This is a genomic window from Streptomyces sp. A1136 (assembly GCF_004795055.1).
Classification (GTDB): domain Bacteria; phylum Actinomycetota; class Actinomycetes; order Streptomycetales; family Streptomycetaceae; genus Streptomyces.
Window position 1 is genome coordinate 1 of sequence record NZ_SSBJ01000019.1, and the last position, 13,939, is coordinate 13,939.

Below are 13,939 nucleotides of genomic sequence, written 5' to 3' on the forward strand. Positions count from 1 at the left end.
CCCGCGAGGGCGGCGCGGCCGGCGCCGCCGCCTGCTACGCGGCCGCTCGCCCGGCGGGACCGCGGCGCCGGCGCGCGCTCTCCCTCCTGACCGGCGGCCGCCCCTGAACCTCCACCCGCCCGGCGGCCGGACACCTGACAGCCGAACCACCGTACGTACGCGCCCCTCGGGGGCGACACCCGCCATCTGGAGGCGCCCATGTCAGCACGGGGGAAACTGTCCACGCGCGAGTTCGGCGCGTGGCGCGCCCGACCCGAACCGCGGCCGTCCACGGATCGGCCCGCCGACGCACCCGGCCGGCCGCCGCTGAACCGCGCCTTGGCCGCCGTGATCCTGGGCACGTGCCTGGTGCTCCTGGTGGCGGGCGCCGTCAGCGGTTCGACCGCCATGGCATGGGCGGCGGTGACCGCCTGGATAGGCGTGGTGAGCACCGTCTCCGCCGTGTGCGGCCACGCCTCCCGACCGTCCCACCCCCGCTGACCGGCCCGTACGACGGCCCGTCGTACGGCCCGTCGTACGGCACGGCGGATCGCGGCGCCGCACCGTCCGTGCGCGGTGAGGGCGAATGAGAAGCGAAATCGCGGACATCCGCTGCATCTGTGTGGTGATCCGCCGGACACACCCCGGGCTTTCCACCCGGCTGCGCCGGTGCGTATATTTGTTATCTGACAACTATTGCCACGCGTTAAGTCTCGGCGTCGGGCACAGTGAAGGGAGACCCGCGTGATCAGCAGTTCGGCCGGTGCCGCCGATGTCCGCCAACTCGTGGTGGAGTCGTTGAAGGGACGGTCGGACGACATAGCTGATCGCTGGGTCCTGCTCCAGATGGAGCGCGCCCCGATGGAGCCGGCCAACAGCGAGCGGGAGCTGCGCTATGAGGCCGACACGCTGTCCTCCGCGCTGCTGACCGGTCTCGACACCACGCTGCCGTTCGGCCATCTGGTCCACCAGCACCGCGAACTGCGCGAGGCCGTAAGGGAGTTGTCCATGCGCAGGGCGCGGGCCGGGGCGACCCCGACCGCCACCGCGATGTCGGTGCTGGCCCTGAAGGACGTCCTGCTGGAGCTCCTGCGGGAGACCGTCGAGGACACCGACCGGCTCTTCGCCGCGGCCGTACTGATCGACCGGCTGCTCGACGCCGCCGGCGCGCTGTCCTTCGCCACGTACGTCGAAGGGCGGGAGGACATCATCCGGCGCCAGAGCCGTCAGCTGCTGGAGGTCTCGACGCCCGTCGTGCGCCTGTGGCGGCAGGTGGTGGCCGTGCCGCTGATCGGCACCCTGGACACCGCGCGCACCCAGGTGGTGATGGAGAACCTGCTCCAGGCCATCCAGGACGAGGACGCGCAGGTGGCGATCATCGACATCACCGGTGTGCCGACGGTGGACACCGCGGTCGCCCAGCACCTCATGCAGACGGTACGGGCGGTGCGGTTGATGGGCGCGGACTGCGTCATCAGCGGTATCCGCCCGACGATCGCGCAGACCATCGCGCAACTGGGCATCGACCTGTCCGACATCCTGACCCGCGCGACCCTCGCCGAGGCCCTGTCCGAAGCGATGAAGATCACCGGCGGTTCCGCGCCGGCGCCCCGCGCCCCGGTCGCCCGATGAGCGCCCCCTCATCCGCCGTCCCGATCCTGCGTCTGGGCGACGTACTGGTCACCGGGCTGCTCAACGAACTGGACGACAAGTCGGCGGTGGCCTTCGCGCGGGAACTCACCGAGCGGATCTCCGCCGACCGGGCGCGCGGTGTCCTGATCGACATCTCGCGCCTGGAGATCATCGACTCGTTCGTGGCCCGCAACCTGATGGAGCTCACCGGGATGGCCCGACTGTTGGGCGCCCGCGTCATCGTGGCCGGCATGCGCCCTCCGGTGGCCATCACGCTCGTGGAACTGGGCCTGGAACTGACCGGTGTCGAAACCGCGCTGCACGCCGAGCAGGGCATGGAGGCACTGGGCTGGGTCCGTGCCCCACAGCCGCGGGAAGGGGCGCCCCATGACGCCGCCGGCTGACGGCAAGCGGACGGTGGGTGATCCCGACACGGCGCGGGCGGCCGCCGCCTGCGACACCGAACCCGTCCGGCTCTCGCTGGCCACGGAGGACGATCTGCTGGCGGTCCGACACGCCGTGCGGTTCGCCGCCGTGGCCGCCGGTTTCTCCATCATCGACCAGACGCGGGTGATCACCGCGGCCAGCGAACTGGCGCGCAACGCCTACATCCACGGCGGCGGCGGGGACCTCGTGGTCGATACCGCACTGGCGGAGGGCCGTACGGGGCTGCGGCTGACCATCCGCGACCGCGGACCGGGCATTCCCGACGTGGAAGCCGCGCTGGCCGACGGCTACAGCACCGGTGTCGGCCTCGGTCACGGCCTGGGCGGCGCGCGCAGACTGATGGACGAGTTCGAGGTGCGCAGCACGCCGGGCGAGGGCACGACGGTCGTCACCACCCGTTGGCGGCGCTGATGCTCCCGGTCCCCGTGGCGCCGACGCGCCAGGTCCGGATCGACCACTACAGCGCGGTGCACGTCGCCGCCGAGACCGCGCGGGCGGTGGCGAAGGAGTGCGCGCTGCCCGGCGCGCTGCCCGACCAGGCGGCCGTGGTCGCGTCGGAGTTGGCCGGCAACATCGACAAGCACGCCCGCGACGGAGTGCTCTACATCCAGCCGTTGCCGCTGGGCGGCGGCGTGGAGGTCCTGGCCGCGGACCGGGGTCCCGGCATGGCGGAAGTCGCGCGCTGCCTGACCGACGGCTACACCACCACGGGGACGCTCGGGGCCGGACTGGGCGCGGTCGGACGCATCGCGACGGAGCTCGTCATCAGTTCGCGGGCCGACACCGGCACCGTGGTCTGTGCCCGACTGGCCCTGCCCCGGCAGCGCGAGGCGGCCCGGCAGCCGGTGGGTTTGGTCTGCCTGCCGGCCGCCAACCAGGAGGAATGCGGGGACGCCGCCCTGGTGCACGATGTCGACGCCGTGCGCACCGCGCTCGTCGTCGACGGTCTCGGGCACGGCGAGGAGGCGGCGGAGGCCGCCCAGACAGCACTGCGTTCCTTCCGCGGCGCCGCCGAGGGCGCCCTCCCGGAGGTCATGACGGTCCTGCACCGGGCGCTGCGACACACCCGGGGAGCCGCGGTGGCGCTCCTGCGGCTGCGTGCCGGGGAGGCCGAGTACTGCGGGATCGGCAACGTCCGCATGGTGGCCCTCTCCCCCGAGGGGGCGCACCACCGGCTGACGGGGCAGCCGGGCGTGGTCGGCTGGCGGATGCCGGCCCCGCGCACGCACCGAGTCCCCCTGACCGGAGCGACCACCACCGCCCTGCACACCGACGGCATCGATGCGCGGTGGGCGCACACCCCGCCCGATCACCTGCTGCGTCTGCCCGCCCCGCTGCTCGCCGCGACGGTCGCGCACGGCTACCACCTCACCCGCGACGACGCCGGCGTGCTGGTGGCCAGAGCCCCCGACCGCCCGTCATGAGCCGGCTCTTCCGGGACCTCACGGTGCTCCGCGAGGAGGTGCGCGACCTCGCCCGGGGCTATGGGCTGCCCGCGGACGTGCGGGGCCGGTTGGTGCTGTCCGTGACGGACCTGGCCTCCCCCGAGTTCGAGGCCGGGCACCCCGTCACGCTGACCACCGTGTACGACGGCACGCACGGGGCGCCCCAGTTGAACGTGACGCTGACCGCCCCGCGCGCGGCCGGGCCGCTGCGCGGCGCCGATGTCCCGCTGACCGCGCACGTCACGTCGGCGAACTCGGTCACCTGGCACATCGCCCTGACCGGCCGGGACACCGGACCGGCCGAGAAGGCCCTCGCGGCCGCGCGGTCGTCGGCGTCCCTGCCGGTCCAAGAGCGGGAGGCCGACGAGGAACTCCGTGCCGCCCTCGCCCGGGCGGACTCCCTCACCTCCGACCACCGCCTGCTCAAGCACGAACTCGCGGAGACCAACGCGGGCGTCCTGGCCCTCTACGTACAGCTGGACGAGCGCGACGAACAGGTGCGCAAGGCCCACGGCCGGGTCCTGCGGGAACTGGAGGACGCACTGCGTCCCCCGCCGCCGAAGGTCGACGGCCTGGAACTGGCGGTGCACTACGCGCCCGCCGACCCGGCCGCCCCGACCGGCGGGGACCTCTACGACTGGTTCACCCTCCCCGACGGGACCGTGCACGTCACCGTGGTCGACGCGCTGGGCCACGGCGTGCGCAGCACCCGCGGCGCGGTCACCGTCACCCACGCGGTGCGCACCCTGGCCCTGGAGGGGCACCCCCTGCACTCCATCCTCGCCCGCACCCACCACCTCCTCATGCCCTTCAACGCCGATCTGATGGCGACGGTGCTCCTGGTCCGGCTCGACCCCGCCACCGGGGAGCTCCGGGTGGCCAGCGGCAGTCACCCTCCCCCGCTGCTGGCACGGGAGGGCAGCGCACCGGAGTTCCTCGAAGCGACCGGCCGGGGCATCGGCTTCCCCTCCCCCGGCAGTGACGCGGTCCTGCGCGACCGCATGGAGCCGGGCGACCTCCTGCTCCTGTACACCGACGGACTCACCGAGAGCCGCAGGGACCTGATCGAAGGGGAATCCCGGCTCGTGAAGGCCGTCGAACAGCACTCCCACCGCGCCATAGCGGAGATCCCCGACGCCGTGGCCGGCGAGATGCACACCGTCGTCCTGCACGCCGACGACACGCTCGCCCTCGCCATGCGGATCACCGCGCGGACGCCGGTGACCCCGGCCCGGACGAGGGGCGTCCGCCGCCTGCCGCCGCAAACCAGGCGGGCTGACAAACGGTCTATCGGATGAGAGAGTAGTGCGATGCCGCACAGCTTCCCCTTGCCATCCCGGCACCCCGGGCAGGTGGCTACCGAGGCATCCGCTCTCCTGGAGCTGCTGGACGTCCTCTGGGGTCGCGGGCAGGAAGCCGTCCCCACCCCCGTGCCCCCCTCCCAGCTGCGCGCCCTGGCCGTGATCGACGAGCGGGAGCGCGTCAATCTGCGGGACTTGGGCGAAGCGCTCGGTTCCACGCCGCCCTCGGTGAGCAGACTCTGCGACCGACTGGAAGCGGCCGGTCTCGTCCGGCGCTCCCGGGCCACGGCGAACCGCCGGGAGGTGGAAGTGCGGCTGAGCCGAAGCGGCCTCGGCGTCCTGGCGTCCGTGCGCGCCGCCCGGGCCAAGGAACTCGAAACGGTACTGGCGCGCCTCAGCGGTGATGAGCGACGGGCGTTGTTCGACGGTCTGACCGCGTTCCGCGAAGCCGCCGGCGACAAGCTCGCGGGCCGCTCGATCCGCGCATCCGGTGACGCGCACGTCAGCGACATCGCCTGATCGGACGTACGTCGGTGGCCCGGGTCGGCCGGACGGGTGGGGTGGAGCGGACGGGTCGGGTGGGTCTGCTCAGTCGGCGCCGCCGAGGCGGCGGTGACCCGGCGCCCCGGCGTCCACGGCCCGGGTGAAGGCCAGCAGGCCGGTCACCAGGCTCCGGCGGTCCTCGACCGCCATCCACGACAGCACCTCGCACAGGTCCGCGGCGCGCCGCGCCGCCAGGGACGTGAGCGCCTCGTCGCCGCGGGCCGTGAGGCTCAGTCCGACTTCGCGGCGGTCGGCGAAGGCACGGAACCGGCGCAGCAGGCCGGCGGCCTCCAGCCGGTCGCACAGCCTGCTCGCGGCGGGAACGGAGGCCCCCACCTGCTCGGCGAGCCGCGACAGGTTGACCCCCGGGCAGCGCCGCACGGCGATCAGCGCCCGCACTTGCAGGGCCGAGAGGCCGGGCGGGATGTCGCGGCCCGCACGGGTCCAGCAGTCCACCAGCGCCTCGGCGGCTTCGGCGACCTCACGGGACGCGTCGTCCGCGGGCACTTCGGATCGTCCGGCGCGGTCCATCGTGGCGGTGTCACTTCCCTTGAGCGGGTGCGGCGCCCGGGGCGGACGCCGTCGGCGACGGGCCCACCCGCGCGCGGCTGTCCCGCGTCCGCCCGCGTCGGGCCAAGTATCCCTGCCGACGGCCTCGGCGTCCGGCGGCGGCGACCACGTCACCTGCCGCCGCACCGGATGTCACACGGGGGACCTACACCGCGACCCGTTCGGGTCGCCGCCGGCCGGCCGAACCTACCCCCAGGGGGAGGGGTCAGGCAGGCCGACCGCCGAAGGGGGCCCCGGTGCCGTAGTAGGTGCCGAGCTCCGCGTGGTATCCGGCGTCGTCCAGGTGTCGGTCCCGGTGGAACTCCGGCGCGTTCTTGATCTGCTCCTTGGTGAGGTCCACCAGGACGCGCTTCTCGTCCGGGTCGATAAGCGTGACGGCGCCCGCCGGGATCAGCACCTCCTTGCCGAAGATCCACACACCGGTGTCGACGACCAGGTAGGCGGAACCGACCTCGTACGAGTGCTTGTCGACCTTGCCGATGGTGCCTTCGGTCGCCTCGACCTTGAAGCCCGTCAGGTCCGTTCCCTCCAGGTGTCCGGCCGTCTCACGGAAAGCCCACATGTGACCACTGCTCCTTGCTCGTCGAACGGTCCGTCGGCTCCCCGCATGCCCCGGCCGCCGCCTCGCATGCGGCCGGGCGCACACCACGCCGGCCCCCGCACGACGCCCGACATGCGGTGGAGGGCGAGAGCGACGGGCGGTGTCACGCCGGCCGGTGCGTCGGCGCGGCCTCTTCGGCGCCCGCGGCGCCGCCCGCTTCCGTGCGACGGAACTCGGCGTTGATGCGCTGGGCCTCGGCGAGCTGGTCCTCGAGAATGACGATCCGGCAGGCGGCATCGATCGGGGTGCCCGCGTCCACGAGTTCGCGGGCACGGGCGGCGATCCGCAGCTGGTAACGGGAGTAGCGGCGGTGGCCACCCTGCGAACGCAGCGGGGTGATCAGGCGGGCCTCGCCGATCGCCCGGAGGAAGCCGGGGGTGGTACCGAGCATCTCGGCGGCCCTGCCCATCGTGTAGGCGGGGTAGTCGTCGTCGTCGAGACGCCCGAGCGAGTTCTCTGCTGTCACTTTCACCTCTGCATACGGGAATGCGTCGAGGGGCCCTGGTGCCGTACGGCACCAGGGCCCCGAAGGAAATTCAACACCATCAGCCGGGCTGTACCGCTGCCGGCTCTTCATGTCCGCAGACTCCCGGGAAGACCGGGCTGCGGGGATCTCGGATGCGTGACCGGGAACCACCTTCCCCTCGGGTCTCCAGCGGGGACCGGGCGGCTGTCGCCCACCCGGGTCGAGCATGCTTGACCTTCGTCTACCAACGAAACACTAACCGCTCCGGGCCCCGATGTCTATCGCAGCCAGGATAGATTTAACGGTTCACCTGAATGAGTTAATCGCCCTCCGGTGTGGCCCGGGCCGTAACGGCGCGGTCCGGCGTCCGCGCGCGAAGATGGTGGCCATGGCAGACACCTTCACCACGCACACCCTGAACCTCACGACCGGTTCAACCGAGACGGTCCACGACCTGACCGACGCCTGCGCACGGTTCCTGCGGGAGACCGCCCGGGGCCGGGACGGACTGCTCAACGTGTTCACCCCGCACGCCACCGCCGGTCTGGCCGTGATCGAGACGGGCGCCGGCAGCGACGACGACCTCCTGGAGGCCCTGCGTACGCTGCTGCCCGCCGACGACCGCTGGCGGCACCGGCACGGCTCGCCCGGACACGGCCGTGACCACGTGCTGCCGGCCCTCGTGCCGCCGCACGCCACGCTGCCCGTGGTGGGCGGGGAGCTGGCGCTCGGCACCTGGCAGTCGGTCGTCCTCGTGGACACCAACCGCGACAACCCGCACCGGACCGTGCGGCTCTCGTTCCTGGGCTGAGGCCCTGGGCACTGCCGCCGCGCGGGGCGGCTGCCGGCGCCCCGCCGTGCGGGTCAGTCGTGCACGCGGGCGGTGCCGATCCGGCTGACCATGGCGGGGTCGCGGTGGTCGAAGAAGAGCGAGCTTCCGGTGTCCATGGCGGCGATGCGCGCCATCTCCCCGTCGGTCAGGGCGAAGTCGAACACGTCGAGGTTCTCGGCCATCCGGTCGGCGCGGACGGACTTCGGGATCACGACGACTTCCCGCTGGACGAGCCAGCGCAGCACCACCTGCGGCACGGACTTGCCGTGGCCCTCGGCGATCTCACCGAGGACGGGATCGGAGAAGAGGTTGTTGCGGCCCTCCGCGAAGGGACCCCACGACTCGATCCGCACTCCGCGCTCGCGCATGAGTTCCTGGTCGGCCGTGCGCTGGAAGAAGGGGTGGGTCTCCACCTGGTTCACCGCCGGGGTGACCTCGTTGTGCTCGATCAGGTCGACGAGCCGGTCCGCGTGGAAGTTGGAGACCCCGATCGCCTTGACCCGGCCCTCGTGGTAGAGCCGCTGCATGGCGCGCCAGGAGCCGTACACGTCGCCGAAGGGCTGGTGGATCAGGTACAGGTCGAGGTGGTCGAGGCCGAGCTTGCGCAGCGAGGTGTCGAAGGCGCGGCGCGCGTTCTCCTCGCCGGCGTCCTGGACCCAGAGCTTGGTGGTGACGAACAGCTCTTCGCGGGGGACGCCACTGCTCGCGATGGCCCGGCCGACGGCCTCCTCGTTCTGGTACGCGGCCGCGGTGTCGAGGAGTCGGTAGCCGACGGCGAGTGCCTCGGTCACGGCTCGCTCGGTCTGCTCCGGCGGGATCTGGTAGACGCCGTAGCCGAGGATCGGCATCTCGACGCCGTTGTTCAGGGTGACGGTCCGCATGGGTCTTCCTTCCTCGGGGCCCGTTCCGGTCGAACGCCCTCATGGCGAAGCGGGCGCCGGACGGCGCCCACTGTGCCACCGCGTCCGGGTCGCACGCCGCTCGGCGTGCGACCCGGCGTGGCGGAAGGTTCCGCGCGGTCAGCCTTCGATGCGGTGCTGGGTCCAGAAGGAGGTCAGGTCCGTGGTCGTGGCGGCCTGGGCGGCCGCCTTGAACTCGGCGGTGGTGGAGACGCCGTACCAGTGCGAGGTGGCGTAGTCCTTGAGCAGCTTGGCCATGACGCTGTCACCGAGGACGCGCCGCAGGTCGTGCAGGGCGCACTTGCCGTAGCCGTAGACGACGGTGGAGTACCGGGACGAGTGGGCGTCCCAGTAGGCCATCGGATTGGTGATCTTCTCCGCGGTCGACGCCCAGGAGACGCCGCTCCAGCAGTTGCTGCCCGTCTTGTTGAGCGCCAGGTCGGTGGCGTAGTCGGTGAAGGCCTCGTCGAGCCAGGGGCTCGTGTACTCGTCGTCGCCGACGATGCCGTAGAACCACTGGTGGCCGATCTCGTGGGTGAGCGCCGTGGTGCTGACCAGGTCGAGGACGAAGCCGGGGTATTCCATGCCGCCGAACCAGTAGTTGTTGTCGATCACCGCGTCCAGTTCGCCGTACGGGTAGGCGCCGAACCTGGCGCCGTGGGTGTCCACCGCGGACTTGGCGGTGGTGAGCATCGACTGCGCGTCGGCGGAGCTGATGCCCGAGACGGAATAGATGTTGATCGGGGTGCCGCCGGGCGAGGTGCCGGAGATCTTGGCGAAGGGGCCGGCCGCCCAGGCGAAGTCGCGGACCTTGGAGGCGGTGGCGGTGGTGACCGTACGGCCGCCGGAGCCGGCGCTGTCCACCGAGGTGCCGGTGGCCGGGACCAGGAGGGCCGTGGGGTGGTCGAGCGTCACGCGGAAGTCGGAGGCCAGGGAGTAGAACGACTCGCCGTTGTTGGTGTAGGGGTCCAGGTGCCAGCCGGCCGCGTCCTTGACCGCGAGCACGGGAAGGGCGTTTCCGATGAAGTTGAACGCCCCGTCATGGCCGAAGCGGTCGGCGCCGCTGGGCACGGTGATGGCCAGGTCGAAGCCGATCGTGGCGCTCTGGCCCTGCGCGAGCGGTGTGGGGAGGGTGATCTGCAGGGCCGTGCAGCCGACCGAGAGCGCGCCGGCGGTGCCCCCGGTGACGTTGGTCACCGAGATGGGCATGGCTGAGCAGGTGCCGTGGTAGTTGTCCCACAGCCTCAGGTACACCTCGTTCAGCGCCGTGGCCGAGGCGTTGGTGAAGGTCGCGCTCTCGTGGCCGTTCCATACGGCACCGCTCGTGTCGCTGCTGAGGCTGACGGTGTACGAGGGTGCGGCCGGTGTACGGGTGGGGTCGCCGGGTGGGGTGGTGCCGCCGGAGGTGTCGAGGGCGACGTCGTCGATGACGAAGCTCGTCTGGAGGCTGGAGTCCTCGGTGCCGGTGAAGGCGAGGCTCACCGTCTGTCCGGCGAACGCCGACACGTCGAAGGACTTCTGGACGTACCCGGTGTTCTTGTCGAGGTTCGAGTAGGTCGCGAGCGTCGTACTGCCGATCTTCGCCGTCAACTTGTCGTACTTGGTGGATGTGGTCGTCTCGGCGGTGTCGATGTGCAGCCAGAAGGTGAGCGTGGCCGAGCTGCATCCGGCCGGTACGGTGACGCTCTGGGAAAGCGTGTCGGTGTGCGTGCCGCCGACGCCGTTCAGCCAGGCGAAGGTCGTGCCCGCGTGGGCGCTTTGGCCCGCGCGACTGGTGATCACACTGGTGGACGACTGGCTCCAGGGCGACGTGTCGCTTTCGAAGCCGCCGTTGGCGACGACCTGGGCCGGGGTACAGGCCGCGGCGCGGTGGGCCGCGGACGGCTGTGCCGCTGCCGGGGTGGTGCCGAGCGAGGCTGCGGCCAGCGCGGCGACCGTGAGCACGGTCGTGGCGAAGGCCTTGTGGGGGGTCGATCTCACGCGGAACTCCTTTGCGGCGGCCGGGATTCCGGCCTGCTCGGTGACAGCTCGTCCGGCTGGGTGTGCCGGACGGCGGCCGCGGGCTGCGCGCATCGCTTGCGCGATCGCTGGGGTGAGATTCCTTGCGCGTCCCCCTGGGGTCAGGGCGACGACAGGCGGAAGCCTGGCAGATTTGTCGGGAGCATGCCATCAGGCGCGAGTAAAACCGTCCCCGCCCCCGAACCGGCCCCCTCACCCCCGACTCCCCCTGGCGGACCCACCGGGCTCTCGGGCACCATCTCCTTGCCGCTCGCCGGGCCTACGAAGGAGACGGTCCGGCTCCACCTGCACCGCCAACCCACCGTGCACGGCCACCCGCAGGAGGCACACGCCGATGAAGCTCCGCCCGATCCTCGCCGCCCTCACCCTCACCCTCGCCACCCTGGCCGCGCCCGGTGTCGGGGTGCTGACCGGGGCCACCGAGGCCTACGCGGCCACCAGGATCAGCCACGCCACGGCCACCTCGATGTTCCGCGCCTCCGGGATCACCTGGTCCTCCTCGGGCGGCTGCTCGGACCGCAACAACCCGACATGCACGTCCTTCGAGCAGCTCAACCTGGCCACCGCCCAAGGGGCCCAGACGCTCAAGAGCGCCAGCGGCTGCGCGCTCGACATCACCGGCGGCACCGAGACCGGCCACGCCGCCGGGACGTACTCACACTGGAACGGCTACAAGCTCGACTTCGCCAAGTACACGTGCCTGGGCACCTACATCAAGAACACGTTCGCCTACATCGGTCCGCGCGGCGACGGGGCGCTCCAGTGGAAATCCGGTTCCGGCAACGTCTACGCGGACGAGGGCAGCCACTGGGACGTCACCTACTACAACTGCGGCGGCTGTTGACCGGCAGGCGCGCGTCGGCACGACGAGGTCCCCGGGAGCGGCTCGCGCTCCCGGGGACCCTGGGTCCGCAGCGGTGGTTCAGTCCTCGCCGAGGATGATGTGCTCCTCGGTGGTGCCCGTTTCCCGGATCGGCTCGGAACTCCCGCGGACGCTCTCCGCCGCCTGGCGGCGCGGTCTCACACGCTCCTCGGGCTGATCGGTCGCCCGAGTGGAGTCGTTCCGGATCGTGTTGCGCACCATGTTCAGCTCCTCCTTCGGCCGTGGTGGGCGAGACGTGCCCCACCGGACCCTCCGCGCGTCTCGAACGTGACGTCCGCTGCGCGACGCAGCAGCACGCACCCCACACTGTGACCGCCCCCACCGCCGCGCGCGCCCGCTGGACGCCGATCGGGTGAACGGCCCCGAGTGCCCCTCCCCCGCCGACGCCCGCCCGGCCGGTGTCCTACGCGGTGGGGGCGCAGTCGGGGTGGCCCCAGCCGGAGCCGTGCTTGGCGATCTTGGCTCCGGCCGCGTAGGCCGTTCCACAGGGACAGGTGCCCTTGAACTTCGCCGTGATGGTGCGCACGCCGCGGCCCCCCGCGCCCGCGCCGGCCGCACGCTCCGCGGCGGCGGCCGGCTTGCGACGGGCCGGGGACGTGCGCGCGGGGGACGTGCGGACCGGGGCCGGTACGGGGATGGCGTGGTCGCCCAGCGCGGTGCCCGCGGGCTGCTGCGTGGTCGCGGCGTCACTGGCCGCCTGGTCGGCGATCGCGTTCAGGTGGTCGCCGTCCTCGCGGTGGGCGGGGACGTAGCGGAACTCGACGTCCCGCTCGGCGAGCAGCGCGTCGATGCGTTCGACGAGTTCCCGGTTGGCCACCGGCTTGCCGGCCGCGGTCTTCCAGCCGTTGCGCTTCCACCCCGGCAGCCACTGCGTCACCGCCTTCATGGCGTACTGGGAGTCCATCCGCACCTCGACGGCCGTGCCCGGGGCGACGGCCTCCAGCAGCTTCTCCAGTGCCGTGAGCTCCCCCACGTTGTTCGTGGCCCGACCGAGCGCGCCGGCTTCCCAGCGCTCGGGACGACCTTGCGCGTCGCCGATGACCCAGGCCCATCCGGCGGGCCCGGGATTCCCCTTCGCCGCCCCGTCGCAGGCGGCAATGATGCGTTCAGACATCCCCCGATCATGCCCCACCCGGCTCCCCCGACGGACCATCGCACCCGAGAGGGGCCCCTCCGGCGGGGCGTGAGACCGGGCACATTTTCATCCCCTTTGGTCCTATTTGGCTGAGGATGGTCCGTGGCCTTCCGCCTCGTTCAGCGCGGGCGCCGGGCCTTACCGCGACATCCGCTACCGGGAGTGACATGCGATCCACAAACCGTCGGACCGACACCAGGCGAGCGGCCCTGACCTCGGCCGTCACGGCCGCGGCACTGGGCCTGGGCGTGCTCGCCGCGGGCACGGCGGCGGCCGCCGGGGACCAGCCCGGCGGAGCCCCGACGCCGCGGACCGCAGCCGCCCCGGCAGCCCCGGCAGCCCCGGCAGCCCCGGCCGAGCAGCAGATGTCCACGTTCACGGTCGCGTTCCCCTCCGCTCCCTACCGCACCCACAACATCGCGCGAGCCGTGGAGCTGATCAACGGCTCCGTGGTCCGCCCCGGCACGATCTGGAGCTTCAACAAGACGGTCGGGGAGCGCACGCCGGAGAACGGCTTCGTCGACGGAATCATGATCAACGACGGTCGGTACGTGAAGGCTCCCGGCGGCGGCATCTCGGCCGTGGCGACGACGATGTACAACGCCATGTTCTTCGCCGGCCTCGAGCCCGTGGAGCACGGCGCCCACTCCTTCTACATCGAGCGCTATCCCGAGGGCCGCGAGGCCACGGTCGCCTGGGGCACCCTCGACCTCCGGTGGAAGAACGACTCGGGCCACCCCGTCCGCATCCGCGCCGCCTCCTCCGACACATCGGTGACCATCACCCTCCTCGGCACGAAGAAGTACGACGCGATACGCGCCACCAAGAGCGCCCGGACCCACATCACCCCGCCTGCCAAGCGCACGGCCACCGGTGACACCTGCGAGGAGCAGACCCCGCTGGAGGGGTTCGACGTCTCCGTCGACCGGATCTTCGTCAAGGGCGGCCGGGAGCTGGGGCGCGAGACGTTCCGCACCCACTACACCCCGCGCGACGAGGTCACCTGCCTCCCGGACCCCTCACCGACCCCGACCCCGTCGGCCTCGCCGTCGACTGCCCCGTCCGTGTCGGCCACGCCCGCCGCGCAGGCCGCCCCGGCGGCCGGCGAGTCCGTATCACCGGCGCCGGGCCACAGCTGACGGCACGGGCGGACGGCACCGTCCTGCGCCCGCCCGCCTCCCGGTAAG

At 72.2% G+C, this 13,939-nt stretch carries 16 protein-coding genes and 1 pseudogene; 10 read left to right on the top strand and 7 right to left on the bottom strand.

Features of this window, described 5'->3' with window-relative positions; all coding sequences use genetic code 11:
• Window positions 1-198 precede the first annotated feature (198 nt).
• The 7 genes from E6R62_RS19480 (at window position 199) to E6R62_RS19510 (ending at window position 5,323) form a co-directional block, all read left to right on the top strand.
• Window positions 199-480: a hypothetical protein gene (locus tag E6R62_RS19480; protein WP_136214759.1), complete on the top strand. Its 282-nt coding sequence runs from the start codon at window positions 199-201 to the stop codon at window positions 478-480.
• Between the two features lie 243 nt (window positions 481-723).
• A complete protein-coding gene (locus E6R62_RS19485) occupies window positions 724-1,611 on the top strand; it encodes an STAS domain-containing protein (protein ID WP_276615618.1) in 888 nt (295 codons plus the stop codon).
• Window positions 1,608-2,015 (top strand): STAS domain-containing protein, encoded by a 408-nt coding sequence (locus E6R62_RS19490; protein ID WP_136214760.1) that lies wholly within the window; start codon window positions 1,608-1,610, stop codon window positions 2,013-2,015. The genes E6R62_RS19485 and E6R62_RS19490 overlap by 4 nt, the downstream gene beginning before the upstream one ends.
• Window positions 1,999-2,469 (top strand): ATP-binding protein, encoded by a 471-nt coding sequence (locus E6R62_RS19495; RefSeq protein ID WP_136214761.1) that lies wholly within the window; start codon window positions 1,999-2,001, stop codon window positions 2,467-2,469. Before E6R62_RS19490 ends, E6R62_RS19495 begins: the two co-directional genes overlap by 17 nt.
• A gap of 14 nt (window positions 2,470-2,483) precedes the next feature.
• On the top strand, window positions 2,484-3,482 hold the full coding sequence (locus E6R62_RS19500; RefSeq protein WP_240801769.1) for a SpoIIE family protein phosphatase: 999 nt from the start codon (window positions 2,484-2,486) through the stop codon (window positions 3,480-3,482).
• Window positions 3,479-4,801 carry a PP2C family protein-serine/threonine phosphatase gene (locus E6R62_RS19505; RefSeq protein ID WP_136214763.1) on the top strand — a complete coding sequence of 441 codons (1,323 nt, stop codon included), beginning with the start codon at window positions 3,479-3,481 and terminating at the stop codon, window positions 4,799-4,801. Before E6R62_RS19500 ends, E6R62_RS19505 begins: the two co-directional genes overlap by 4 nt.
• A gap of 12 nt (window positions 4,802-4,813) precedes the next feature.
• Window positions 4,814-5,323: a MarR family winged helix-turn-helix transcriptional regulator gene (locus E6R62_RS19510; protein WP_136214764.1), complete on the top strand. Its 510-nt coding sequence runs from the start codon at window positions 4,814-4,816 to the stop codon at window positions 5,321-5,323.
• Between the two features lie 69 nt (window positions 5,324-5,392).
• Here E6R62_RS19510 and E6R62_RS19515 read toward each other — a convergent pair whose 3' ends face one another.
• The 3 genes from E6R62_RS19515 to E6R62_RS19525 all read right to left on the bottom strand — a co-directional run bounded on the left by E6R62_RS19515 (window position 5,393) and on the right by E6R62_RS19525 (window position 6,984).
• Window positions 5,393-5,854, bottom strand: coding sequence for a MarR family winged helix-turn-helix transcriptional regulator (locus tag E6R62_RS19515; protein ID WP_168714109.1), 462 nt, complete (start codon window positions 5,852-5,854; stop codon window positions 5,393-5,395).
• A 268-nt stretch (window positions 5,855-6,122) separates the two neighbouring features.
• Entirely contained in the window at window positions 6,123-6,479 is a 357-nt protein-coding gene (locus E6R62_RS19520; protein ID WP_136214766.1) for a PRC-barrel domain-containing protein, read from the bottom strand.
• Between the two features lie 142 nt (window positions 6,480-6,621).
• Entirely contained in the window at window positions 6,622-6,984 is a 363-nt protein-coding gene (locus E6R62_RS19525; RefSeq protein ID WP_136214767.1) for a MerR family transcriptional regulator, read from the bottom strand.
• A 388-nt stretch (window positions 6,985-7,372) separates the two neighbouring features.
• Here E6R62_RS19525 and E6R62_RS19530 point away from each other — a divergent pair, with 388 nt between their 5' ends.
• Window positions 7,373-7,795 (top strand): secondary thiamine-phosphate synthase enzyme YjbQ, encoded by a 423-nt coding sequence (locus E6R62_RS19530; protein ID WP_136214768.1) that lies wholly within the window; start codon window positions 7,373-7,375, stop codon window positions 7,793-7,795.
• A 53-nt stretch (window positions 7,796-7,848) separates the two neighbouring features.
• Here E6R62_RS19530 and E6R62_RS19535 read toward each other — a convergent pair whose 3' ends face one another.
• Together E6R62_RS19535 and E6R62_RS19540 are read right to left on the bottom strand one after the other, a co-directional pair.
• On the bottom strand, window positions 7,849-8,697 hold the full coding sequence (locus E6R62_RS19535; protein WP_136214769.1) for an aldo/keto reductase: 849 nt from the start codon (window positions 8,695-8,697) through the stop codon (window positions 7,849-7,851).
• A gap of 138 nt (window positions 8,698-8,835) precedes the next feature.
• Window positions 8,836-10,695, bottom strand: a complete 1,860-nt coding sequence (locus E6R62_RS19540; RefSeq protein WP_136214770.1) for a M1 family aminopeptidase — start codon at window positions 10,693-10,695, stop codon at window positions 8,836-8,838.
• Between the two features lie 373 nt (window positions 10,696-11,068).
• Between E6R62_RS19540 and E6R62_RS19545 the strand changes: the two genes are divergently transcribed.
• Entirely contained in the window at window positions 11,069-11,578 is a 510-nt protein-coding gene (locus E6R62_RS19545; RefSeq protein ID WP_136214771.1) for a hypothetical protein, read from the top strand.
• A gap of 78 nt (window positions 11,579-11,656) precedes the next feature.
• On the opposite strand, the gene E6R62_RS39620 is transcribed toward E6R62_RS19545, so the two are convergent.
• Together E6R62_RS39620 and E6R62_RS19550 are read right to left on the bottom strand one after the other, a co-directional pair.
• The gene (locus tag E6R62_RS39620; RefSeq protein WP_168714110.1) at window positions 11,657-11,818 is read right to left on the bottom strand and encodes a hypothetical protein; all 162 of its coding nucleotides are present in this window, start codon (window positions 11,816-11,818) and stop codon (window positions 11,657-11,659) included.
• A gap of 202 nt (window positions 11,819-12,020) precedes the next feature.
• Entirely contained in the window at window positions 12,021-12,731 is a 711-nt protein-coding gene (locus tag E6R62_RS19550; protein WP_136214772.1) for a ribonuclease H, read from the bottom strand.
• 380 nt (window positions 12,732-13,111) lie between these two features.
• Here E6R62_RS19550 and E6R62_RS19555 point away from each other — a divergent pair.
• Window positions 13,112-13,891 (top strand): annotated as a pseudogene (locus tag E6R62_RS19555) (VanW family protein); the annotation flags it as partial.
• Window positions 13,892-13,939: the final 48 nt, after the last annotated feature.

What these genes read in the sequence shown, in the direction of transcription:
- E6R62_RS19480 (WP_136214759.1), top strand. Translation starts at nt 199, where the DNA reads ATGTCAGCACGGGGGAAACTGTCCACGCGCGAGTTCGGCGCGTGGCGC.
- E6R62_RS19490 (WP_136214760.1), top strand. Translation starts at nt 1,608, where the DNA reads ATGAGCGCCCCCTCATCCGCCGTCCCGATCCTGCGTCTGGGCGACGTA.
- E6R62_RS19495 (WP_136214761.1), top strand. Translation starts at nt 1,999, where the DNA reads ATGACGCCGCCGGCTGACGGCAAGCGGACGGTGGGTGATCCCGACACG.
- E6R62_RS19505 (WP_136214763.1), top strand. Translation starts at nt 3,479, where the DNA reads ATGAGCCGGCTCTTCCGGGACCTCACGGTGCTCCGCGAGGAGGTGCGC.
- E6R62_RS19510 (WP_136214764.1), top strand. Translation starts at nt 4,814, where the DNA reads ATGCCGCACAGCTTCCCCTTGCCATCCCGGCACCCCGGGCAGGTGGCT.
- E6R62_RS19520 (WP_136214766.1), bottom strand. Translation starts at nt 6,479, where the DNA reads ATGTGGGCTTTCCGTGAGACGGCCGGACACCTGGAGGGAACGGACCTG.
- E6R62_RS19530 (WP_136214768.1), top strand. Translation starts at nt 7,373, where the DNA reads ATGGCAGACACCTTCACCACGCACACCCTGAACCTCACGACCGGTTCA.
- E6R62_RS19535 (WP_136214769.1), bottom strand. Translation starts at nt 8,697, where the DNA reads ATGCGGACCGTCACCCTGAACAACGGCGTCGAGATGCCGATCCTCGGC.
- E6R62_RS19545 (WP_136214771.1), top strand. Translation starts at nt 11,069, where the DNA reads ATGAAGCTCCGCCCGATCCTCGCCGCCCTCACCCTCACCCTCGCCACC.
- E6R62_RS39620 (WP_168714110.1), bottom strand. Translation starts at nt 11,818, where the DNA reads ATGGTGCGCAACACGATCCGGAACGACTCCACTCGGGCGACCGATCAG.
- E6R62_RS19550 (WP_136214772.1), bottom strand. Translation starts at nt 12,731, where the DNA reads ATGTCTGAACGCATCATTGCCGCCTGCGACGGGGCGGCGAAGGGGAAT.